Genomic DNA, 21,462 nt, shown 5'->3' with positions numbered 1-21,462 from the left:
TCACCCCCGTGCGCGGTCCAGGCCCTCGGCGGCGAGGAGCTCCCAGACCCGCGCGGGGGTCAGCGGTGTCTCGGTGAGGGCGTGGGCGATCTCGGGCACCGCGTCCGCCACGGCGTTGGCCACCGTGACGGGCGGCGGCAGCGTGCCGCCCTCCCCCAGCCCCTTGAAGCCGCCGGGGATGAGGGTGCTGGGTGTGACGGTGTGCTCGACGCCCACGTCGGGCACGTCGCCAGGCCCCGGCAGCTCGTAGTCCCACAGCGAGGTGGTGAGCGGCTGCGCGGTCACCGGGTCGTACGCCGACTCCTCCATCAGCGCGAGCCCCAGCCCCTGCGCGACGGCACCGACGACCTGGCCCTTGGCGATGAGCGGGTTGACCAGGACACCGCTGTCGTTGACGGTGTGGTACTTCTCGACCGTCACCGTGCCGGTGTCCAGGTCGACGGCGACCTCGGCCGCGTGCGCCGAGTAGGCGAAGGTGATCGCGGGCGGGTCGAAGTCGACGGTCTCCTCCAACTGGATGCGGTCGTGTTCCGCGCGGCCCCAGCCGAGCCAGCCGCGGTGAGCGACCTCGCGCCACGTCGCCGTCTCCCCCGTCTTCCCGGCCCGGAAGACCTGCCCTTCGAGCCTGACGTCCTCCGTCGCGGTGCCCAGATACCGGGCCGCCAGCCCCCGCATCCGCTCCCGCATCCGCGCACCGGCCAGCATCAGTGCACCGCCGGAGAGCGCGACGGAGCGGCTGGCCTGCGAGGACAGTTCGGAGTGCGGGGTGGTGTCGGTGTCCCCGAGGCGCACCGCGATCTGCTGGAGCGGCAGGCCCAGTTGCTCCGCGACGATCTGGGCCAGCGTCGTCTCGATGCCCTGCCCCATCGAGATCGCCCCGGCGAACACCGTGACGGTGCCGTCCTCGTTGACGCGGATCCGGCCGCCCTCCCAGCCGCTCATCTCCGCGCCCGCCAGCTCCAGCAGCGCGGTCGGCGCGAAGCCGGTGATCTCCACGCACGGTGTGACGGCCACGCCCCGCCGCACCCGCCCCGTACGCTCGCGCCTGAACCCCTCGGCCAGTTCGGCGGCGCGGCGCAGGGCTGCCGGGTAGTCGCCGTTGTCATAGGTCATCAGCGTGCGGGTGGTGTACGGCATCTCGTCGGCGCGCACGAGGTTGAGCCGCCTCAAGTGGCCTGCCTCCACGCCGAGTTCGCGTGCCGCCTCCTCGATGAGACGTTCCCTGATCCAGGCCGCCTCCTGCATGCCGTAGCCGCGGTAGGCGCCGGTGGGCACCGCGTTGGTGTGCACGGCGGTGACGGTCGCCCCCGCACGGTCGAAGCGGTAGGGCCCCTCGATCGACTGTCCCGCGACCTGGAACGGGCCCGAGCCGCCCTGCGTCGGGAAGGCGCCGAGGTCGCCCTTGACGTGGGCCTCCACCGCGAGGAAGCGGCCGTCGGCGTCGAGCGCGAGCCGCGCGTGAGCGCGCTGGCCACGGCCCTGGTAGCTGGCGGTGAGCGCTTCGGCGCGGTCCTCGGTCCACTTGACGCGGCGGCCGAGGAGCCTGGCGGCCAGGCACACCAGCACCTCGTCCACGTACACCGCCGCCTTGCCGCCGAACGCGCCGCCCACGTCGGGCACGAGCGCGCGGATCTGGTCGACGCGCAGCCGCAGCGCGGTGGCCAGCCCGTAGCGGAGGGCGTGCGGCACCTGGGTGCTGCTCCACACCGTCAACTGCTCGGTGGCGTCGAGCCATTCGGCGAGGATGCCGCGCGGTTCCATGGAGCAGAAGCTGACCCGCTGGACGCCGAGTTCGCGCTCGACGACGTGCGGGGCGCCCGCCATGATCTCCTCGACGTCGGAGGCCGGGTCGCCGAAGCGCACCTCGCCCGCGATGTTGCTGCCGTCCTCCGGGTAGAGCAGCGGCGCGCCGTCGGCGAGCGCGGCGTCCACACCCACCACGGCGGGCAGCGGCTCGACGGTGACCTCGACACGTTCGGCCGCGTCCTCGGCCGCCGCCCTGCTGTCCGCCACGACGATGCCGATGGGCTGGCCGACGTAGCGGACCGTGGGCGCCGCCAGCTCGATGTGCTTGAGGCGCTGGCCGGGGATGTTCCAGACGGTGGGCAGGGGTTCGGTGTGCCGCGCGATCTCCTCGGGCCCGAGCGCCAGGTGGGCCCCGGCGTCGCGGAGTGCGGCCGAGGCGTCGAAGCGGGTGACGCGGCCGTGTGCGACGGTGCTGCGGACGAGGGCCGCGTGCAGGGCTGAGGCGTCGTCGATGTCGTCCACGTAGCGCCCCTGGCCGCGCAGCATGCGCGGGTCGTGGACGCGGGGCAGCGGGCGTCCGATCAGGCCCTCGCCGGGGGTGGGTGCCGTGGGTTCGGCAGAGGTGGGTGGGGTGGAGGTGGCTGGGGTGGGTGCCGTGCCGTCGCCGGTCATCGGGTGGCCTCCCCGCCCTTGTCCGAGGAGCCCGTGGAGCCCGAGGGGAACGCCATGTCGGAGGGCAGTGTGACCTCGGGGTGCGTGGCCTCACGAGGGGTGTCCGCGGCATACGCGGGCTCGCCCGGGGTGTCCGGGAGGTGTCGCGCGGGGTTCGTCTCCCGGCCGCGGCGTTCGATCGCGGCGCGGATGCCCGCGTAGCCGGTGCAGCGGCAGCGGTGTCCCGCCAGCACCTCGTCGACGGTGGCCTCCGTGCCCAGTCCCTCCCGCTCGGCGGCGGTGAGGCTCATCAGGATGCCCGGGGTGCAGAAGCCGCACTGGAGTCCGTGCTCCACCATCAACGCCTCTTGCAGCGGCGAGAGTTCACCGTTTCGCGCCAGCCCCTCGACCGTCTCCAGGCGGTGCCCGTCCGCCTGGACCGCCAGCATCAGACAGGACCGCACGGGTGTCCCGTCGAGCAGGACCGTGCAGGCTCCGCACACGCCCTCCTCGCAGCCGACGTGTGTGCCCGTGAGCCCCAGGCCGTGGCGCAGGAAGTCGCTCAGCAGGGTCCGCGCCTCCGTACGGCCCGAGCGCACCGCGCCGTTCACGGTCACGGTCACCTCGCGTGTCGTGGTCCCGCTCATGCCCCGCCCCTTCCCTCTACGTCGGCGCGTGCCGCTTCCGCCGTCTCCGGTTCCGTGCGTGCTTCGGCCGCCAGGCGGGCGAGGGCGCGTCGCACCGCCGTGCGCAGCAGCGCGGTACGGAACGCGGCGCTGCCGTGCAGATCGCTGGGCGGTGCGGCCTCGGACGCCGCCGCGTCGAGCACGCCGTCGAGCGCGTCGTCGGGCTCCCCGCCGGTGAGTCCGGCGACGAGTGCGTCCAGGGGCCGGCCCCGCAGCGCCTCCTCAGCGCGGGCCAGCCGCACGGGCCGGTCCGCCACACCGGCGCCCGCCAGGCGTGCGGCGGTCACCGTCGTCGCGCGGGCGCCGTTCGTACGGGCGAGGTCGAGTCCGAGGCAGACCCCGACCAGCGGGAACCCGCCCTGGCCGTGCCGGGGGATCTCCACGAAGCAGAACCGGAAACCGTCGCGCCGTGGGAACTCGACCGCGGTGAGCACCTCGCCAGGGCGCCGGGCTGTACGGGGAGCGGGCGCGCCGGGTGTGTTCGTCGCACCGGCCACGTCGGTCGCGTCGGTCGCGTCGGTCGCGTCGGTCGCGTCGGAACGGAAGAAGTCGTCGGCGGACACCGTGCGCTCGCCCTCGGCCGACCGCAGGACCATCCGCGCCCCGAGCGCCACGGCCAGCGCGGGCAGCTCGGCCGCCGGGTCGGCGTGGCTCAGCGAGCCGCCGACCGTGCTGCGGCTGCGGATCTGCGGGTGTGCGACGAGTCGCACCGTCGCGGGCAGTACGGGCAGCGCGCCGCGCAGCGCTTCGTGGCGCTCCAGCTCACGCAGCCGGCCCATCGCGCCGATCCGTACGCGGTCCGCGCGGATCTCCACGGCGCTCATGTCCCGCACCCGGTTGATGTCCACGACGACGGCCGGGCGCACCCGGCGCCGGTTGAGCAGCGGCAGCAGGCTCTGGCCTCCGGCCAGCAGCGACGCCCCTTCCCCTGCTTCGGCCAGAGTCTCCACCGTCTCCTCGACAGTGCGCGGCTCCACGTACTCGAACGCGGGAGGTTTCATGCGCCCTCTTCCGGCTGCTCCGACAGGTCCGACAGGTCCGCGCCATGCCCCGCCCCGTACGGTCCCGCCGTGGCACGCCGCGTGTCACGGGCGGCACGTTTCGCGGGCCGGGTGCCACGACCAGAGTCGGCGCTGTCGGCGACGGAGGCAAGAGTCCCGCGCCACGCCACACCCGTACGTCACAGCGGACGCACAGCGTCCACCGGGCCGGGGCACAACGGGGCGCCGCACACTGCCTGTCAACAGACACAGACACAGACACAGACAGGAGACGCGGCATGAGGGACGGACAGACATCCTCTCGCTGGCTTCGGCTGGTGCGCACCCCGTGGACGGCGGCCTGTGTGACGGTCGCGGTCGTGCTGGGCCCGGCCGTGACGACCGCCTCGGCCCTCGACCAGGCCAACGCCTCCCCGAGGCACCGCCCGTACTCGGCACTCGGCCACCAGCAGAACGCCGTCCAGCCCGCTCCCGTACGGCTCCGCGGCGGCGAGAGCACGCGCCGCTAGCCGGTGCCGCGAACACGAACGCCCGACGGGCTCTCCGGCCCGGTCTCGCCCGCTGGCGTACCTGGCGTACCGGGACTCGCGCTTTACTCTGGCCGGGCAGGACACGTCATCCGACCCACGGAGACCGAATGAACGAGGACCCGACAAGCGTCGTTGAGGCGGCGTTTCGCTGTTACCGGTCGCAGGATCTCACGGGGGCCCTCCCCCTTTACGGCGACGACTTCACGTTCACCAGTCCTCAGGACGATCACATCGACAAGGCGGCGTTCTTCGAGCGGTGCTTTCCCACCGCCGACCGGTTCAGGGAGCAGCGGTTGCTGCACGTCACGCCCGCCGACCAGGAACTCGTCTTCGTCTACTACGAGTACCAGCTCACGACGGGTGACCGGTACCGCAATGTCGAGGCGATCACCGTGCGGGACGGGCTCATCCGGGAGGTGCAGGTCTTCTTCGGCGGCAAGGTGTGAGCCGGTCTCGATCGAGTGCGGCCCGGATCTGGGTGAGCCACTCCGTGCCCAGCCGACGTCCGTTGGGGAACTGGTCGTCCCGGTCCCAGCGCCAGGTGGTGATCATCGCCAGTACGAGGATCCGGCAGTCGCGCAGCACGTCCTGATCGATACCCGGATAGTGCGCGCTGACGTCTTCGGGCGCATGGGCGAGGTCGAATTCGATGGGGCCGCGGCAGCACGTCTCAAGGTCGATGAACAGCGGCCCGTTCTCTGTGGCGAGCAGGTTGCCCGGGTGCGGCTCGCCGTGCAGAAGCTGTTCCGGGCCGCCGCCACGTTCGCCGAGCGATCGGCTCAGGCTCCGCAGCGTGTCGGCGAGCAGTTCCCGGTCCGCGTCGGGGAGCGCCGGGGTGCGGTCGCGGTTGGCCACGAGGCGCTGGGCCCGCTCGGCCCGCTCCGTGAAGTGCGGCGTCGGGACGTCGGGGACGTCGAGCCCGCGCATACCGAGGTGCAGTTGCGCGAGCGCGTGGGCGTAGTCGGCCGACGGGATCTCTGGTGCGGCTACTGCGGCGGGTTCGTAGTAGGTCCACAGCGTGACCGCGAAGCCGTCACGCTCGTAGACGCGTGGCTCCACCCGGGGCTCAAGAGCGGCGACGGGGCACCCGGACGCGGCGAGCCGCTGAGCGAGGTCGATCTCGAACTGTGCGACCTGATGCGCCACAGGTGCCACCCGGGCCAGGACGTCGCAGGGCAGCAGACGCAGGGTGAGCTTGTTCGAGTCGTGGAGAACGCTCGCGTCGTCGGCCGCGAGACCGCACGACGAGGCGATCGCCGTGGCCGCGGCCACCGCACGCCGGACCTCTGACGCCTGCACCGTCGCCTGGCCCCTCTCCGTTTGTGCGCTGCCGGGTGGTGCCGGGCGCTGCCGTCATGACTCCCCCGGCAGCCAGAAGGGGCTGCCGGGGGTACGTCGTGTCCGTACGAGGTGAATTCGCCGGGGAATTCCCCCGGCCCGGAACGGTCACCGGGCCAGAACGGTCACTGGGCCGGAAAGGGAACGCCGTTCAGGAGTATTCGCGTCCCATGAGGTCGGCGAAGGCGGCGGGGTCCGTGTCGAAACCACGGAGCACCGGGCGGATTTCCCACTCGCCCGACTCGCCCCGGACGAACTCGGCGATGGTGGCCGCCGTGGATTCGCCGACGCGCGAGAAGTCCTCCTGGACCAGCTCGTTGACGCCCTCGCAGATCTTCGCGCTGCTGTTCGGCACCTCGGCGAACGTCTTGCGCCCGCCGCCCTGCTGTATGGCCACACCCACGACAACCCGCACATACGAGGAAGCCAGCCGGTCGAGTTCGAGGGTCATGGCCTCGTCCGCGCCGAATCCCTGGCCCGTCCTGCTGTCCCGGTTGAGGGTGATGGTGCCGTCGGGTGAACGGCTGTCGAAATGGACGAGATAGGCGGGCTTTCCGTGCGGATCGTCAGCGGTATACGTCGCGGCGACGATGTCGAGATCGTTGACCGGCGCACCAGAGGGGCTGGGATCCCACTTGAGTGTCACTTCGACTTTCCTGAGCCCCTTGTTGAGACTACTCACAGAATTCCCTTCCTCCGAACTGGGCTTATGCGAGCTGCGTCCGCGCCCAACTGTATCGTCTGGGCGGCTCGTTGAGATTCCTCCGCCCGTCCGCCGTGCGGGCCGACGGGGTCAGTCCGTGGACGTCGGCCGGGTCAGGTCGTAGAACGTGCTGCTTCCGACCGTGACCTTGGTGAAGTGATCCGCGACCCAGGACTCGACGTCCCCGAACTGCCGCTGGAGCCTCCTGAGCCGCCGGACGTGCCACCCTTACCGGCCTTGCCGGGCGTGCCCTGCGACGTGCCGCCCTGCTGCGGGGGCTGGCCCTTACCGCCCTGGCCGCCGGAGCCGCCCTTGCCGCCACCCTGGCCACCGCCCGGCGCACCGCCGGGGGCGCCGCCGCCTCCAGGACTCGTACCCGTGTCTGTGCGGGCACCCGTGCTCATGCCCGTGACGGTGCCGGTGCCGGGCGCGTGGGCCGTGCCGGTCGCCGCACCGTCGCGGCTCGTGCCGCCCGTGTGCTCCACGTGGCCCGTGTGGTGAGTGGTCGTCATCGGATGCTCCCCGTATGCGTCCTGGCCTCGGACGTCACCGGTTCGGCACCGGGGGCGGGGCGCGGCGTCATGGTCGGCTCGTGGGTGGTCCGCTGGTACGCGATGGTGCCGGTACGGTCACCGGCCGCGTCGTCGTCCTGGCCCCTTCTCCTCCAGCCGCACCGACTCCACCTCGGCGAACCGCGCCACCACCGGCGTCCCGTCCACACTCGCGTTGTCCGCCACCGTGATCCGGAACCCGTACGGAAAGTTCCCCGACAAGAACGCGTGCAGCCGCCGCACACACCCCTCCAACCCCGCCTCCTCGTTGTAGACGGGGACGACGACATCCAGGACGACGCCGAGATGACGGCCGTCCTCGCCGGTGGGCGCCGGCAGATGGCGGCGGACCGGCAGTGTGTCCCGCGAGGGGGCACGGTGGCGGTCCGAGCGGCCGGGGCCGTCGGCGGGAGCGGGGCTCCCGGAGGTCTGTTCGCTCGTCGCGTTCGCGATGTCTGTGTCGATGTTCGTGTGCATGCTCCGACACTCGCGAAGCGCCCTGTCAGGCCCTTGTCATGATGCTGTACCGCGCCTATGAATGCGGAGCCGCAGGCAGCAGGACCCTGAACACGGTGCGGCCCGGGACGCTCTCGACCTCCACCCGCCCCCCGTGCGCACCCACCACAGCCCGCACGATCGCCAGCCCCAACCCCGTCGACCCATGCGCCCGCGAACGCGACACATCACCCCGCGCGAACCGCTCGAACACCCGCGGCAACACCTCCACCGCAATCCCCGGCCCCCCGTCCTCCACCTCCACCACCACCTCACCCCCCACCCGACGCACCCGCGCCCACACCACCGTCCCCACCGGCGTATGCGTCCGCGCATTCGCCAGCAGATTCACCCACACCTGCTGCAACCGCCCCGCCTCACCCACCACCCACACCGGCTCCGGCGGCACATCCAACCGCCACACATGCCCCCCACCCGCAACCCGCGCATCACTCACCGCATCCACCACCCCACGCGACACATCCACCACCTCACACGACACCCCACGCCCCCCAACCCCCGCATCCAACCGCGCCAACAACAACAAGTCCTCCACCAGACCCGACATCCGCGCCGACTCCGCCTCAATACGCGACAACGCATGCCCCGTATCCGGACCCACCCGCTCCCCACCCCGCCGCGTCAACTCCGCATACCCCCGAATCGACGCCAACGGCGTCCGCAACTCATGCGACGCGTCCGCCACAAACCGCCGCACCCGCATCTCACTCTCCTGCCGCGCCACCAACGCCGACCCCACATGCCCCAGCATCCGGTTCAACGCCGCACCCACCTGCCCCACCTCCGTACCCGGATCCGTATCCCCCTCCGGCACCCGCTCCCGCAACCGCACCTCACCCCGAGCCAACGGCAACTCCGACACCCGCGACGCCGTCTGCACCATCCGCCGCAACGGCCGCAACGCCACCCCCACCAACACCGTCCCCGCAATCCCCGCAGCCACCAACCCCGCACCCGCCACACACACCTCCACCAGGATGAGCGTCCGGATGGTGGCCTCGGCCGCCTCCGTGGGAATGCCCACGAGGTAGGTGCCGCCGTCGGTCTTCACGGACTGTGTGCGGTACTCGCCGAGCCCCGGCAGGTCCACGCTGTGGGCCCCGCCGTCGGCCGGCACCCGGCCCAGCGCCGACGCCTGCGCCGACGTCAGATCCTCGGCGACGACGCGCGGCTCGCGCTCCGAGTCGGCGCCGCGCTGCTCGCTGACCACCGCGTCGGTGACCTCGCCGCCGGTGACGACCGCGCCGACCGTGCCCACGGGCTGGCCGCCTCCGGCGACGAACGGACCGTCGCTGTTGCCCGAGGGGAGGCCGCGCCCGCCCGGCGGGCCCGCCGCCCTCCGGGCGACCTCGCGGAGCTGCCCGTCGAGCTGGTCGTAGAGGTAGGAGCGCAGCGCGATCGTCGTCACCGCACCGATCACCGCAGCCGCAACCGCGATCAGCGCCACCGACGAGACCACCAGCCGCGTCCGCAGCGAACGCGGGCGGCGCGGCGACCTCAGCCGTCCCCGTCGGCCCCCGCGTCGGTGCCCCCGGGCACCCTCGCCCCCGCCCTCGCGCTCCGGTGCAGGTGTGTCCGTGCCGGAAGGCGGGTGTGCCGATGTCTCGCTCATGAGAACAGGCTGTGCGGTTCCTCTGAGAACGCCCTGTGAACCGGCCGTGAACAAGGTGGGAGCCACCGTACGGGCCCCGGCGCCGCTCCCATGCCGTGTCCCCCTGCGCGACGTTCGCTCATACCGGCTCATTCAACCCGAAAACTGTCGGAACGGCTCGGTGGCCAGCCCCCACGCCCCTCAGATGCCGTGATTCACAGGAACCCACAGCTCCTTCACAGCGACCTTCCGCCGCCGCGTCCCTAGCATCTCGGCGCATGAGCGATGAAGCCATCTCCCAGCAGAGCGACCGGGACCCCTCCCCGCGCGGCGACCGCGACCTGTCCCGGCGCCGTGCCCTCACCCTCGGCGGCGCGGGTGCCGTGGCCGTGGGCATCGGTGCCCTGGGCGCCGCCAACGCCCTCGCGGGTGACGCCACAGCCACCGCGACGGCGGCGGCGGACGGCGCCGACGGCACGGCCGAGGAGTGCTACCGCCTGACGGCCGAGTCCATCGAGGGCCCGTACTACCTCGACTACGACCTCTTCCGCCGGGACATCACCGAGGACCGTCCCGGCATCCCCATGACGCTGCGGCTGAAGGTGATCGACGGGACCAGTTGCAAGCCTCTCAGGAACGCGGCCGTCGACATCTGGCACTGCGATGCCGTCGGCGTCTACTCCGGCTACACCGACATGGGCTCGGGCGGTGGTGGCGGCGGCTCGGAGCCCCCGCCCTCCGGCACACCGACGGGAACACCCACCGGGACACCGACGGGCGGACCCGGCGGCGGTGGCGGCGGTGGCGGCGGACACCAGGAGCCGACCGACGACACGACCTTCCTGCGCGGCTCGCAGATGACGGACCGGCACGGCGTCGTCGAGTTCAGAACGGTCTTCCCCGGCTGGTACCAGGGACGTGCCGTGCACATCCACACCAAGGTGCACGTGGACGGAAAGCTGACGGAGGACGGGTACGAGGGCGGCCACCAGTGCCACACGGGGCAGCTCTACTTCGAGGAGAAGGCGGTACTGGCCTCGGCCGAGGCCGACCCGTACCGCACCAACACCACCACCAGGACCACCCTCGACGAGGACTTCATCTACCCGGGCGGTGGCGCGCAGGGCGGGCTGCTGAAACTGCGCTACAAGCGGGGCCGCATCGCCGACGGGGTGGCCGCCTCGCTCACCGTCGCCGTCGACCCCGACGCGACGCACGACGGCTCGGACGCGGGCGGACCCCAGCCCACCGGCAGCCCCTCGTCCTCCTCCTGACGCTCCCCGTCCCGCCACCCCCGCCCACCACGTCACCCATCTCGTCCGCGTAAGCCGGGTCAGCCCGACGGCGCGGCGGCGAAGGCGCCGGAGCGCTGTTCGACACCACTGCACGTGTCCTGCGCCTTCGCCGGGGTGGCGTCGCCCTCGCACTCCTGATCACGGAAGGACGCCCACAGGGACAGCCCGCCGAGGTCCCGCTCGTCGGCGAACGTCCGCAGCTCGGCCCGTCCGCGAGGGTGAACGTCTCGCCCTCGACGTCGTTGACGCCCGCCATCGCGGTCACGGCGAGGGTCTTCCAGGCCGCCTTCTCGCCGAGGCCGAGCGTGTCGGCGAGCTGGTCGTGTGCGGCTTCGGCCGCCCGCTTCGCATAGCCGCCCATGTCGCCGGTGTACGAGGTGCCGTGATGCCGTAGTTCATGGCCATGATGTTCACGGCCGACAGCTCGACGCGGTGTTCCCGCGCGTCGCCGAGGATCGCCACCCCGGTCTTCTCCAGGCCGGAGGGCATCGCGGGCAGTGTGCAGCTGACGTCCAGATCGCGCCGCTTCTGGAGCCGTGCGGGTGCCGCGTCGCGGCAGGCGACGGAGGCGTCGTCCGTCAGGGCCTCGTCACGGCGATGGTGCTGCACGGCTGGAGGCCCGGCGCCGACGCGCTGCTGTGGGTGCTGCCACTGGGGCCCGCCGGGCAACGCCTGGGGCGAGCAGGGCACGGATGTGCTGTGGTACCTGCGCACCTACCTGTGGTTCGTGCTGCTGTCCCCCGTACTGCTGCGGCTGCTCCGCGCCGCACCCGTGCCGGTGCTGCTGTGCTCGCCGCTGCCCGCCGTGGTCTTCGCGACCGTGTGGCTGCTGCCCTGACGCGGCACGTCGGCGGCCCCGTCAGCGGGTGGCGGGACACGGAGGCGGGTGGCGGGCGGGCGGCGGCGCGGCTCTGGGTAAGGTAAGCCTTACTTCGGGAGCGCCGCCGCTCTCCGTCGTGCCCGCCGACCACCTCGTACGTCACGTCCGCGCGTACGTCCGCACGCCCCTGGAGGCCACGCCCATGGCGCAGCAGTCCCCGCCGCAGCCCGGCCCCACCACGACCACCGCGACCGCCGCGACCACCGCGACCACCGCGACCACGACCAGGTCCAGCACGGCGCGCCCGCCCCGGCTGGCCCGCCCCGCGCCCGTCGAACTGACCGGCAGTCCGCGCGTCCGCGCCCTGGAGGCCGAACTGGCGGAGGCTGCCCAGGCCGGAACCGGGGCTGAGGAGGCCGCGGCGCGGCTGTGGCGGTACGTCGCACACGAGGGCACCCCGCTGATCGAGCCCGCCCCCTCCGGCGACCCGGACCACGCCGCCGTCACCTTCCTCTGGCGCGGCGACGAGGAGACCGGCGAGGTGGCCGTCCTGCCGAACAAGGTCGCCGACCCGGCGGCCATGGAGCGCAACACCATGCACCGGGTGCCCGGCACCGACGTGTGGCACTGGAGCGTACGGATGCGTCGCGACTGGCGTGCTACCTACGAGATACGTGTCGACGGTGTCCCGCGCCGCGACCCCCACAACCCGGCCGCCTTCCCCCGGCGTTGGGGCGGCGAGCCGCTGTCGGTGGTACGCCTGCCGCACGCGCCCTCGCCCCGCGCGTGGGAGCGGAGGGCCGATGTGGCGCGCGGGCACGTAGGTGTGCACCGGGTGCGCAGCGGCGTCCTCGGCAACGAGCGCGAGGTGTGGGTGTACGAGCCGCCGCAAGGCCCCGCGCAGGGCGGCGATCAGGGGGGCGCACCCCGCGAGCTGCCCGTCGTCGTGCTCTTCGACGGCGAGATGTGGGAACCCCGCCTGGACTTCTCCGCGCTGCTCGACAACCTCATCGCCGAGGGCCGCATCCCGCCCGTCCTCGCGGTGCTCCCGCACGCGCTGGGCCAGGACCAGCGCGCCGACGAACTGGCGGGCAACGACACCTTCCTGGAGTTCCTCGAAGGGGAACTGCTGCCCTGGGCCGCCGGCCGCTGGCCCGTCACCGCGGATCCGGCGCGTACCGTGCTGGCGGGCCAGAGCCTGGGCGGGCTGATGTCCGTCTACGGGGTGCTGCGTGCCCCGCACCGCTTCGGTGCCGCGCTGGCGCAGTCGGGCTCCTTCTGGTGGCCGAACGGCGCGGACGCCGAGGAAACAGAGCGGGTGACGCGGATGGTGGCCGAGACGCCTTCCCCCGTTCCGCCCGTGCGGCTGCGGCTGTCGGCGGGCGAGCAGGAGTGGGTGCTGCTGCCCGCCAACCGGCGGCTGCGGGACACGCTGGCCGAGAAGGGCTGGCACGCCACGTACCACGAGTTCAACGGCGGGCACGACTACCTGTGCTGGCGCGACGAGATGGCGGCAGGCCTGGTGGAGCTGCTGGGCGGCGCGTGAGGCCGTGGTCCGTGGGCCGTAGGGCTCGCACCTGAGACGTACGGACGCGTGCGGAGGGCGGAGGGGCGCCTGTCAGCCGGACGTCTCGATGTGCGTCACGCAGGCGGCGTGCGCTGCCGGGCCGAACTCCGTCCCCCAGCCGCCCGGTACGGGTGCGAACACGGGCCACAGCGCACGCTCTCCCCGAGGCGCGCGCAGGACGAGGTGGCTCTCCCTGTCCGGGTCGCCCTCGGGCGCCTCGAACGGTGCGGGCGCCGAGGACGCGGCGAACGCGGTGTAGGCAGCGGTCACTTCACGGACTCCTTCTCTTCTCGGGCCGCGTTCTCGCGCGGTACGGGCGCCCCGTCCAGCTCGGCCAGGCACGCGGCGAGCACCGTGCCGATGTGCGAAAGGTGCCGGGGCAGGGTGAGTTGGGGGTGCAGACAGTCCAGGTCGTGGTTGGTGACCTCGCCGCTGACGTACGGGCGCCACGCCTCCCTCGTCAGCCAGTCCTCCTCGCGCGGCGCCGCTGCCGTGAAGAAGAGCAGGTCTCCCTCGTAGCGCCGGTGTTGGTGACGGCGCATCAGGCGGGCGTTGTTCGTGACGATGCCGACCACCGCGGTGAGCGTCTGCTCCGGCAGCGCGGCCAGCGCGCTGCCCTCGCGGCGCAGCACGGCGAGGACGTCGTCGCGGGAGAGCAGGGCGCCGTCCTCGGTGGCCGCGTCGGTGTCGAACCCCGCCATGCGCAGCAGCGCGCGCAGCGCGTCGGCCTCGGTGGGGGCCTTGAGCTGCCGCCACTGGTCGGAGGGGTAGGCGTCCATCAGGGCCAGCAGCTCGACCCGTTCGCCGGCCTCCTGGAGCAGCACCGCGACGGTGTGCGCGACGACGCCGCCGACGGACCAGCCCAGCAGCCGGTACGGGCCGTGCGGCTGCACCCGGCGCAGTTCCTCGACGTAGTCGGCGGCCATCTCCTCCATGGAGCCGGGCAGATGTGTGCCCTCCCCGTTCCCCTCCGCGTGCTCCGCCGGGCCCTTGTGCCCGTGCAGGCCGCGTGCCTGGAGGCCGTGTACGGGGAGGTCGGGGCCCAGCGGGGCCAGGAGGCCCGAGTAGCACCAACTGATGCCGCCTGCGGGGTGGAAGACGAACAGGGGCCGACGCCCGCCTCCCGCGCGCAGCGGCAGCAGTACCCCCAGCGCGTCGTCGTCCGGGGGGTCCTCCACTTCGCCCTCCGCCTCGTCCCGTCGCCGGAGGCGGCGCGCGAGCGCGGCCGGGGTGGGGGCCTGGAAGAGGGTGCCGATGGTGACACGCTCTGCGGACTCGTCGCCGAGCGTCTCGCGGATGCGCGCGGCAAGGCGGGCCGCGAGCAGCGAGTTGCCGCCCAGGTCGAAGAACCCGTCGTCGACACCGACCCGTTCCACGTCCAGCACCTGCGCGAACAGCCGGGTGAGGGTCTCCTCCTGGTGGCTGCGCGGCGGCCGGTAGCCCTCGGTCGCGGGCAGTTCGGGTGCGGGCAGTGCCGAGCGGTCCAGCTTGCCGTTGGGGCTCAGCGGCAGCGCGTCCAGCACGACCAGCGCGCCGGGCACCATGTAGTCGGGCAACTGCGCGGCGAGCCGCGCCCGCAGCGCCTCGGTGTCGCAGACACCTCCCTCCCCGCTCTCCGCCGGCGTGACGTAGCCGACCAGCCGCTGGTCGCCAGGCCGGTCCTCGCGGACGAGGACGGCGGCGGCGCGCACCCCCTCGTCGGCGGTCAGCGCCGCCTCGATCTCGCCGGGCTCCAGGCGCTGGCCGCGCAGTTTGACCTGGTGGTCGGTGCGTCCCAGGTACTCGATCTCGCCGCGCTCGCTCCAGCGCGCCAGGTCCCCCGTCCGGTACATGCGTCCGGGCGCCTCGGACCCGTCGGGGCCCTTCGGCGCGTAGGGGTCGGCGGTGAAGCGGGAGGCGGTGAGCGCGGGGCGTCCGAGGTAGCCGTCGGCGAGCTGGGCCCCGGCGAGGTACAGCTCGCCGGGCACACCGGGCGGGCACGGCTGGAGTGCCGCGTCGAGCACATAGGTGCGGGTGTTCCACACGGGCCTGCCGATGGGCACGGGGCCCGCGCCCCCTGGCCTGCACTCGTGGTACGTGACGTCCACGGCCGCCTCGGTCGGCCCGTACAGGTTGTGCAGCGGCACCCCCGGCAGCACCCGTACCGCTTCCTCGGCCGTCTCGCGGGGCAGTGCCTCGCCGCTACAGAAGACGCGTCGGAGCACCGCGCCGCAGCGCACGGCGTCCGGTTCGGCGAGGAAGACGCTCAGCATGGACGGCACGAAGTGGAGGGTGGTGACGCCGCACTCGCGGATGGTGCGGGCCAGCGCCGCCGGGTCCTTGTGCTCGCCGGGCGCGGCGACGACGAGTGTGGCGCCCTCGCGCAGCGGCCAGAAGAACTCCCACACCGACACGTCGAAGCCCGACGGGGTCTTCTGGAGGACGCGGTCGTCGGGGCGCAGCCCGTACTCGCCCTGCATCCAGCGCAGCCGGTTGTCGATGGCCGAGTGCGGGACGACGACGCCCTTGGGTCGGCCCGTCGAGCCCGAGGTGTAGATGACGTACGCGGGATCGCGCGGCTCGGGCCCCGGCCCGGCGCTGGTACGCGGTTCGTCGGCGAGTTGCGCGACGGTGTGCGGGTCGTCGAGGACGAGCCGCGTCGGGCCTTCGGCGGGAAGGGTGGGGGCCGTGGCCGAGTCGGTGAGGACGCAGGCGGGGGCCGCGTCGTCGAGCATGTACGCGAGCCGTGCCGCCGGGTAGTCCGGGTCGAGCGGCAGATAGGCGGCGCCCGCCTTGAGGACGGCGAGCAGCGCGACGACCAGCTCGGGCGAGCGCGGCAGTGCGACGCCGACCCGGCCGCCGGGGCCCGCGCCGAGCGCGGTCAGCCGGTGGGCGAGCTGGTTGGCGCGTGCGTCGAGCTGTTCGTAGCTGAGCGCCTGGCCGCCGCTGACGAGCGCGGTGGCGTGCGGTGTGCGTGCGGCCTGGTCCTCGATGGGTCCGACGAGGGTGGTGACGGGCAGGTCCCGCGCGGTGTCGTTGAACGCGCCGAGCACGCGGGCGCGTTCGTCGGGGGTGCAGATGCCGTGGGTGGCGAGCGGCGCGTGCGGGTCGGCCTCGGCCAGCCGCTCCAGCAGCCGCAGATAGCGGTCCTGGTGGCGGGCGAGGTCGTCCTCGCCGTACAGCCCTGGGTTGCCGTCGTGGTCGAAGCGGAGTCCTGCGCCGTCGGTGCGGTCGTAGATGTTGACGGTGAGGTCGTCCACGGGCCCCGCTGAGAGGTTGTGCGCGGTGCACTCGGCGCCCGCGAAGGTGACGCCGTAGTCGAAGGGCATGACGTTGACCAGCGGCCCGGTGAGGGCGCGGCCCTCGCCGAGGAGGCCGAGGTCGCGCCGGATGTCCTCGTACCGGTAACGCTGGTGCCCGCGTGCCGCGCGGACGGCGAGCACGGTGGCGCGGGTCAGCTCGGCGAAGGTGGCACCGGGTGTGACCGTGAGCCGCAGCGGCAGCACGTTCATGACCATGCCGGGCACGCGCAGCGCCACCGAGCCCATGCGGCCCATCATCGGCAGGCCGAGCACCACGTCCTCGCTGCCCGTGGCCCGTGACACGTACAGCGCCTGCGCGGCGAGCAGCACGTCGGGCCAGGTGGCACGGACTGAGGTGGCCAGCGCGCGCAGGCGCTCGGTGGCCTCGGGGCCGAGGTGTTCCGTGCGGCGGTGGAAGGTGCGGCCCGCGAGGGCGCCGCTCCCGGCGAGGGTGGGCACCTCGGGCCTGTCGGCGAACTGGCCGCTCCAGTGGGCGCGGTCGACGGCGAGCGCGGCGGAGGAGCGGTAGGCGGCGTCCTCGGCGACGAGGTCGGCGAGGCGGCCGAAGGGGCTCTCCGCCGGGGTCCTGCCGTCGGCGAGCGCGGTGTAGAGGTCGGCGACGCGCTGGACGAGCAGCGAGTAGCCGAAGCCGTCCATGACCACGTGGTGCACCCGCTGGTACCACAGCCAGCGTGCGTCGCCGACCTGGAAGAGTGCGTGCTTGAAGAGCGGGCCCGTCGCCAGGTCGAAGGGCTCGGTGAGGTCGTCGCGCATCCAGGTGTGTGCGACGGCGTCGGGGTCGGTGTGCTCGCGCAGGTCGGTGGCGTACAGCGGGAAGCCGTGGCCCGGGGGTTCGATCTCCAGGGGCAGTTGCCGTGGCACACCATCCGCGTCGGTGGTGATGCGGACGCGCAGCGCGTCGGCCTCGCCCGTGGTGCGGTGCAGTGCCTCCGCGAAGAGGACGGGATCGAGGGTGCCGCGTATCTCCAGGTACTCGGCGGTGTTCTGCGCCGGGCTGGCGGGGTCCAGGGCCTGCGCGTACCACATGCCCGACTGCGCGGCGGTGAGCGGCAGTCCGGCACGGGGCGCACCGGGGTCCGGGTCCGCCGGGCCGGACGGGGGCGGCCCGGAGGGTGCGGGCTCCGGCTCCGCGTGTGCCGCCCGCGCGTGGGCCGTGGCGGCCGCGCTCATCGGTCGGCCCCCATCAGCTCGGCCCAGCGCTCGATGGCGGGCTGGTCGGCGAGTTCCACGAAGGTCACCTGGGTGCCGTGGTCCTCGCGCCAGCGCTTGAGGAGGGTCATGACGCGGATGGAGTCGAGGCCGTAGTCGACGAGGTTCTCGTCGACGGGGATGTCCTCGGGATCCTCGCCGAGCACGTCGGCGACGTCGGCGCGGATACGGTCGGTGGTGAGGTGCGGCATGCCGTGCTCACTTCCCCTCTGCCGTGCGGGGCGTCTGACCGGTGAAGGGCCCCGCCAGCACGGTGTGTGCCGTGGTGACGACGGCGCACTTGGCTGCGGCGTAGCGCAGCGCCATGTGGTGGTCCTCCTCGGAGAAGTCGGCGACGGCGTCGGCGACGAGGAACGCCTGGATGTCCCGCATCCACGCGTCGGCGGCCGTGAGCAGCACGCCGATGTGCGCGTACACGCCGACGACGATGAGCTGGTCGCGGCCCGCCTCGGCCATGCGCTCGGCGAGGTCGGTACGGGCGAAGGCGCTGTACTTCCACTTGGTGAGCACGGTGTCGCGCTGCCGCGGTGCCACCGGCGCGGGGATCTGCGCGGAGCGTTCGTCGTCGGGCAGTCCGGGGCCCCAGAAGTCCTGCTGGAGTCCGCGTTCCTCGGGGGTCTGGCCGCCGACCTGCGCCGAGTAGACGACGGGGACGCCCAGTTCGCGGCAGCGGCCGAGCACGTGCGCGGTGTTGTCGAGCAGTTCGGTGCGCGGCGATGTGCCGGGCGGGAAGGCGCCGAGGAAGTAGTTCTGGAGGTCGTGCACGAGCAGCACGGCCCGGTCGGGGTGGGGGCTCCAGTCGGCCTTGTTGCGCGGCAGTGCGCCCTTGTCGGGCATGGGGTACGGGGTGATGGCGGGCAGGGCCATGGGGGTGCTGCCTTCCGGTGTGTGTCGGGGGTGGCGGGGTGCGGGGCGGCGGAGTGCGCGGGGTGCGCCGGGGACGGCCGGGGGTCAGGAGGCCGGGCCGTCCTCGGGTGGCTCCTGGGTGCCGGTGGTCAGCAGCGCGGCGACGGCGGCGCGCAGGTCCCTCTTGGACGTCTTGCCGACCCCGGTGCGCGGGAAGGCGTCGGTGAACCGCACCCGGTCGGGCACCTTGAACTCGGCAAGACCCTGTTCGCGCACATACCGCTTCAGCTCGACGGGCCCGGGCCGCTCCGCGCCCTCGCGCAGGACGACGTAGGCACATGTGCGCTCGCCCAGATACGGGTCGGGCAGTGCGACGAGGGCGACGTCGTGCACGGCGGGGTGGCCGAGGAGGACGTTCTCCACCTCGTCGGCCGCGACCTTCTCGCCGCCCCTGTTGATCTGGTCCTTCGCGCGGCCCTCGACGATCAGATGCCCCGTGGGGGTGAGCCTGACGATGTCGCCCGTGCGGTAGAAGCCGTCGGCCGTGAAGGCGTCGGCGTTGTGCGCGGGCGCGCGCCAGTAGCCGCGGATGGTGTACGGGCCGCGCGTGAGCAGGTGGCCGCTATCCCCCACGGGCACGTCGTTGTCCTCGTCGTCCACGACGCGGATCTCGTCGTCGGGCGAGATGGGACGCCCCTGGGTGGTGACGACGGTCTCCTCGTCGTCGTCCAGGCGCGTGTAGTTGACGAGCCCCTCGGCCATGCCGAAGACCTGCTGGAGCGCGCAGCCCAGCACGGGCCGCACCCTGCGTGCCGTGGTCTCGCTGAACTTCGCGCCGCCGACGAGCAGCAGCTCCAGGCCGCGCAGCGGCCCGTTGCCCTCAGCCTCAGCCGTGTCCAGCCACACATGCGCGAGCGGCGGCACGAGCGCGGTGAGGGTGACACCCTCGCGCTCGATCAGCGGGAACGCCACATCGGGGCTGGTCCCGGGGGCGAGGACGACGCGGCCTCCCGCGTAGAGCACACCGAGGTGGCCAGGCGAGGACATGGGGAAGTTGTGCGCCGCGGGCAGCACACAGAGGAAGACGGTGTCCTCGGTGACGTCGCACAGCTCGTTGGAGCCGCGCAGCGAGTAGATGTAGTCGTCGTGCGTGCGCGGGATGAGTTTGGGCACGCCCGTGGTGCCGCCGGACAACTGGAGGAAGGCCAGCTCGTGCGGCGCGGGCGGGTCCGGCACGACGAGCCGCCCCGGCCCCGGCCCCGCCCCCGGCGGGTCGATGGAGAGGGCGCCGAGCGGCTCGTGCCGTCCGGGGTCCCCGTCGGCCACGAACACATGGCGCAGCGTGGGCACCCGCTCGCGTACGACGTCGGCCAGCGCGCGGTAGTCGAAGCCGGCGTGCGTCGCGGGGACGACGTAGGCGACGGCCTCGGTGAACTCGCAGAAGTAGGTGATCTCCAGTTCACGGTGCGCGGGCAGCGCGTAGACCGGGACGGCGCCGATCCGGAAGAGCGCGAACACCACCTCGAAGAACTCGGCGATGTTGGGCAGTTGGACCACGACCCGGTCGCCCTTGCCGACGCCCCGCGCCAAGAGTCCGGCGGCCATGCGGTCGGCGCGCTCGTCGAGTTCGCCGTACGTCCACACCCGGCGACGCGCCTCGCCCGTGCCGGCCCCGGCGGCGGGTGAGGGGTCCACGAGCGCGGGTCTCTCGGGGTGCGCGGCGGCGCGCTCGCGCAGCATCCCGCCGAAGGTCTCGCCTCGCCACCATCCGGCGGCGCGGTAGCGCGCGACGAACTCGTCGGGCCAGAAGGGGTGATCGGGGTACGGCTCCGCGCCGGGTCCTCCGGTGCGGTCCTGGGTGATGCTCACAGCTCGGCCCCCGCCGCCTCCAGGAACGTGCCGAACTTCGCGCCCGTCTCGTCCGCCTCGGCCCACGGTGAGGAAGCGGCGACGACACCGGCGCCCGCGTACAGCCGCAGCCGCCGCTCCTCCGGCCCGGCCTCGGCGCAGCGGATGGTGACCGCCCACTCGCCGTCGCCTTCCGCGTCGCCCCAGCCGACGACGCCGGTGAACAGCCCCCGGTCGAAGGGCTCCAGCTCGCGGATCAGCGCACGTGCGGCGTCCGTCGGCGCGCCGCACACGGCGGGCGTCGGGTGGAGCGCCATGGCGAGTTCCAGTGCCGAGGTGCCGGGCTCCGCCAGCTCGCCCGTGACGGTGGTGGACAGGTGCCACATCGCGGCCGTCCGTACGAGGGTGGGCCGTTCGGGCACGTCGAGGACGCGGCAGTGCGGCTGGAGCGCGACGCGTACGGCGTCGACGACGAGCGCGTGCTCGTGCAGGTCCTTCGCCGACTCCAGCAGTCCGGCCGCGCGGCGTACGTCCTCGGCGAGGTTGTCGCTGCGCGGCACGGAGCCCGCGAGGGGGTTGGCGGTCAGTTGCGTCCCGCGCCGGGAGACCAGCAGTTCGGGGCTGGCGCCGAGCAGGGTGCGGCCCGGTCCGGCCGGGACAGCGAACGTATAGCCCTCCGGGTCGCGGCGGGCCAGGCGCTGAAGGATCGCGGGCAGCTCCAGCGGCTGCGACGAGGTGAGTTCGAGGGTGCGGGCCAGGACGGCCTTGCTCAGTCCGCCCGCGCGCATCCGCTGCACGGCGGCGGTCACCGCGTCGCGGTAGACCCTGGCCTCCGGCACCCGGCGTATCTCCCAGTCGGCGGGCGCGGGGACGGGTGCGGGCAGCACCGTCAGCGGGTCCTCGCGCAGCGCGGGCGCGCCGCGCACGGTCTCGGGCACGGCGAGCCTGGCGGGCGCCCCGGTGTCGAAGGGCACGGCCCCGACGACGAGGGGCGACGCCTGTCCGGCGTGCCGCCGCTCGCGCAGTGTGGCCGCGACCCGCTCGTGCAGCGGACGGCCGTCGTGCGGCACGCGAGCGGCGGTGCCTCTCGCGAGCAGGGTGCGGGTGGGGCTCGCGAAGAACCGTGTGTCGTCGCCTGGTTCGTACGCGGCCAGCAGGTCCGTGGCGGAGCCGACGCTCCGCGCGGCGTCCGTCGATGCGGAGGAGGAGCGGGAGGAGGGGGGAAGGGCGTGGGCGGTGGTCACGTGGTGCTCCGTTCGGTC

Annotated in this window: 18 protein-coding genes and 2 pseudogenes; 5 read left to right on the top strand and 15 right to left on the bottom strand. The window is 73.3% G+C overall.

Translation table 11 applies throughout. From position 1 onward, the window contains the following. From ACYVOO_RS08295 to ACYVOO_RS08285, 3 genes are read right to left on the bottom strand one after another with little or no spacing between them, the layout of a single operon-like run. Positions 1–2,418 (bottom strand): xanthine dehydrogenase family protein molybdopterin-binding subunit, encoded by a 2,418-nt coding sequence (locus tag ACYVOO_RS08295; RefSeq protein WP_461014982.1) that lies wholly within the window; start codon positions 2,416–2,418, stop codon positions 1–3. Continuing rightward, complete coding sequence (locus ACYVOO_RS08290) at positions 2,415–3,044, bottom strand: (2Fe-2S)-binding protein (protein WP_461014981.1); 630 nt, start codon at positions 3,042–3,044, stop codon at positions 2,415–2,417. Before ACYVOO_RS08290 ends, ACYVOO_RS08295 begins: the two co-directional genes overlap by 4 nt. Beyond that, a complete protein-coding gene (locus ACYVOO_RS08285) occupies positions 3,041–4,084 on the bottom strand; it encodes an FAD binding domain-containing protein (RefSeq protein ID WP_461014980.1) in 1,044 nt (347 codons plus the stop codon). Before ACYVOO_RS08285 ends, ACYVOO_RS08290 begins: the two co-directional genes overlap by 4 nt. 278 nt (positions 4,085–4,362) lie before the next feature. On the opposite strand from ACYVOO_RS08285, the gene ACYVOO_RS08280 reads away from it, so the two are divergent. Together ACYVOO_RS08280 and ACYVOO_RS08275 are read left to right on the top strand one after the other, a co-directional pair. Then, positions 4,363–4,593: a hypothetical protein gene (locus ACYVOO_RS08280; RefSeq protein ID WP_461014979.1), complete on the top strand. Its 231-nt coding sequence runs from the start codon at positions 4,363–4,365 to the stop codon at positions 4,591–4,593. Positions 4,594–4,721: 128 nt separating this feature from the next. Then, the gene (locus ACYVOO_RS08275) at positions 4,722–5,060 is read left to right on the top strand and encodes a nuclear transport factor 2 family protein (RefSeq protein WP_461014978.1); all 339 of its coding nucleotides are present in this window, start codon (positions 4,722–4,724) and stop codon (positions 5,058–5,060) included. On the opposite strand, the gene ACYVOO_RS08270 is transcribed toward ACYVOO_RS08275, so the two are convergent. The 5 genes and pseudogenes from ACYVOO_RS08270 to ACYVOO_RS08250 all read right to left on the bottom strand — a co-directional run bounded on the left by ACYVOO_RS08270 (position 5,020) and on the right by ACYVOO_RS08250 (position 9,334). Continuing rightward, positions 5,020–5,913 (bottom strand): phosphotransferase enzyme family protein, encoded by an 894-nt coding sequence (locus ACYVOO_RS08270; protein ID WP_461014977.1) that lies wholly within the window; start codon positions 5,911–5,913, stop codon positions 5,020–5,022. The two genes, ACYVOO_RS08275 and ACYVOO_RS08270, sit on opposite strands and share 41 nt — an antisense overlap. Positions 5,914–6,103: 190 nt before the next feature. Further along, positions 6,104–6,634 carry a TerD family protein gene (locus tag ACYVOO_RS08265; RefSeq protein ID WP_461014976.1) on the bottom strand — a complete coding sequence of 177 codons (531 nt, stop codon included), beginning with the start codon at positions 6,632–6,634 and terminating at the stop codon, positions 6,104–6,106. Positions 6,635–6,768: 134 nt separating this feature from the next. Further along, the gene (locus ACYVOO_RS08260; protein WP_461014975.1) at positions 6,769–7,167 is read right to left on the bottom strand and encodes a hypothetical protein; all 399 of its coding nucleotides are present in this window, start codon (positions 7,165–7,167) and stop codon (positions 6,769–6,771) included. A gap of 132 nt (positions 7,168–7,299) precedes the next feature. After that, positions 7,300–7,683 (bottom strand): annotated as a pseudogene (locus ACYVOO_RS08255) (glycosyltransferase); the annotation flags it as partial. A gap of 55 nt (positions 7,684–7,738) precedes the next feature. Then, positions 7,739–9,334, bottom strand: coding sequence for a sensor histidine kinase (locus ACYVOO_RS08250; protein ID WP_461014974.1), 1,596 nt, complete (start codon positions 9,332–9,334; stop codon positions 7,739–7,741). Between the two features lie 257 nt (positions 9,335–9,591). On the opposite strand from ACYVOO_RS08250, the gene ACYVOO_RS08245 reads away from it, so the two are divergent. Further along, positions 9,592–10,587 (top strand): intradiol ring-cleavage dioxygenase, encoded by a 996-nt coding sequence (locus ACYVOO_RS08245; protein ID WP_461014973.1) that lies wholly within the window; start codon positions 9,592–9,594, stop codon positions 10,585–10,587. A gap of 282 nt (positions 10,588–10,869) precedes the next feature. Here ACYVOO_RS08245 and ACYVOO_RS08240 read toward each other — a convergent pair whose 3' ends face one another. Then, positions 10,870–11,217 carry a hypothetical protein gene (locus ACYVOO_RS08240; protein ID WP_461015007.1) on the bottom strand — a complete coding sequence of 116 codons (348 nt, stop codon included), beginning with the start codon at positions 11,215–11,217 and terminating at the stop codon, positions 10,870–10,872. Between ACYVOO_RS08240 and ACYVOO_RS08235 the strand changes: the two are divergent. Both ACYVOO_RS08235 and fes read left to right on the top strand, forming a co-directional pair. After that, positions 11,194–11,443 (top strand): annotated as a pseudogene (locus tag ACYVOO_RS08235) (acyltransferase family protein); the annotation flags it as partial. The gene ACYVOO_RS08240 and the pseudogene ACYVOO_RS08235 sit on opposite strands and share 24 nt — an antisense overlap. Before the next feature lie 121 nt (positions 11,444–11,564). Next, entirely contained in the window at positions 11,565–12,974 is a 1,410-nt protein-coding gene (gene fes, locus ACYVOO_RS08230; protein ID WP_461014972.1) for an enterochelin esterase, read from the top strand. 72 nt (positions 12,975–13,046) lie between these two features. Here the strand turns inward: fes and ACYVOO_RS08225 are convergent, their stop codons facing one another. From ACYVOO_RS08225 to ACYVOO_RS08200, 6 genes are all read right to left on the bottom strand, one after another. Next, positions 13,047–13,265, bottom strand: a complete 219-nt coding sequence (locus ACYVOO_RS08225) for an MbtH family NRPS accessory protein (RefSeq protein WP_461014971.1) — start codon at positions 13,263–13,265, stop codon at positions 13,047–13,049. Next, positions 13,262–17,467, bottom strand: coding sequence for an amino acid adenylation domain-containing protein (locus ACYVOO_RS08220; protein WP_461014970.1), 4,206 nt, complete (start codon positions 17,465–17,467; stop codon positions 13,262–13,264). The genes ACYVOO_RS08225 and ACYVOO_RS08220 overlap by 4 nt, the downstream gene beginning before the upstream one ends. Beyond that, complete coding sequence (locus ACYVOO_RS08215) at positions 17,464–17,697, bottom strand: phosphopantetheine-binding protein (RefSeq protein WP_461014969.1); 234 nt, start codon at positions 17,695–17,697, stop codon at positions 17,464–17,466. Before ACYVOO_RS08215 ends, ACYVOO_RS08220 begins: the two co-directional genes overlap by 4 nt. 7 nt (positions 17,698–17,704) lie before the next feature. Beyond that, positions 17,705–18,373: an isochorismatase family protein gene (locus tag ACYVOO_RS08210; RefSeq protein WP_461014968.1), complete on the bottom strand. Its 669-nt coding sequence runs from the start codon at positions 18,371–18,373 to the stop codon at positions 17,705–17,707. 84 nt (positions 18,374–18,457) lie between these two features. Then, positions 18,458–20,221, bottom strand: coding sequence for a (2,3-dihydroxybenzoyl)adenylate synthase (locus ACYVOO_RS08205; RefSeq protein ID WP_461014967.1), 1,764 nt, complete (start codon positions 20,219–20,221; stop codon positions 18,458–18,460). After that, a complete protein-coding gene (locus ACYVOO_RS08200) occupies positions 20,218–21,444 on the bottom strand; it encodes an isochorismate synthase (RefSeq protein ID WP_461014966.1) in 1,227 nt (408 codons plus the stop codon). Before ACYVOO_RS08200 ends, ACYVOO_RS08205 begins: the two co-directional genes overlap by 4 nt. Positions 21,445–21,462: the final 18 nt, after the last annotated feature.

The organism is Streptomyces daliensis, from assembly GCF_054782395.1.
This window is presented reverse-complemented; position numbering and strand designations above follow the sequence as displayed.

Excerpts from the sequence above, each read along its gene's own strand:
- ACYVOO_RS08295 (WP_461014982.1), bottom strand. The coding sequence starts at position 2,418 with ATGACCGGCGACGGCACGGCACCCACCCCAGCCACCTCCACCCCACCC.
- ACYVOO_RS08290 (WP_461014981.1), bottom strand. The coding sequence starts at position 3,044 with ATGAGCGGGACCACGACACGCGAGGTGACCGTGACCGTGAACGGCGCG.
- ACYVOO_RS08285 (WP_461014980.1), bottom strand. The coding sequence starts at position 4,084 with ATGAAACCTCCCGCGTTCGAGTACGTGGAGCCGCGCACTGTCGAGGAG.
- ACYVOO_RS08280 (WP_461014979.1), top strand. The coding sequence starts at position 4,363 with ATGAGGGACGGACAGACATCCTCTCGCTGGCTTCGGCTGGTGCGCACC.
- ACYVOO_RS08275 (WP_461014978.1), top strand. The coding sequence starts at position 4,722 with ATGAACGAGGACCCGACAAGCGTCGTTGAGGCGGCGTTTCGCTGTTAC.
- ACYVOO_RS08260 (WP_461014975.1), bottom strand. The coding sequence starts at position 7,167 with ATGACGACCACTCACCACACGGGCCACGTGGAGCACACGGGCGGCACG.
- ACYVOO_RS08250 (WP_461014974.1), bottom strand. The coding sequence starts at position 9,334 with ATGAGCGAGACATCGGCACACCCGCCTTCCGGCACGGACACACCTGCA.
- ACYVOO_RS08245 (WP_461014973.1), top strand. The coding sequence starts at position 9,592 with ATGAGCGATGAAGCCATCTCCCAGCAGAGCGACCGGGACCCCTCCCCG.
- ACYVOO_RS08220 (WP_461014970.1), bottom strand. The coding sequence starts at position 17,467 with ATGAGCGCGGCCGCCACGGCCCACGCGCGGGCGGCACACGCGGAGCCG.
- ACYVOO_RS08215 (WP_461014969.1), bottom strand. The coding sequence starts at position 17,697 with ATGCCGCACCTCACCACCGACCGTATCCGCGCCGACGTCGCCGACGTG.
- ACYVOO_RS08210 (WP_461014968.1), bottom strand. The coding sequence starts at position 18,373 with ATGGCCCTGCCCGCCATCACCCCGTACCCCATGCCCGACAAGGGCGCA.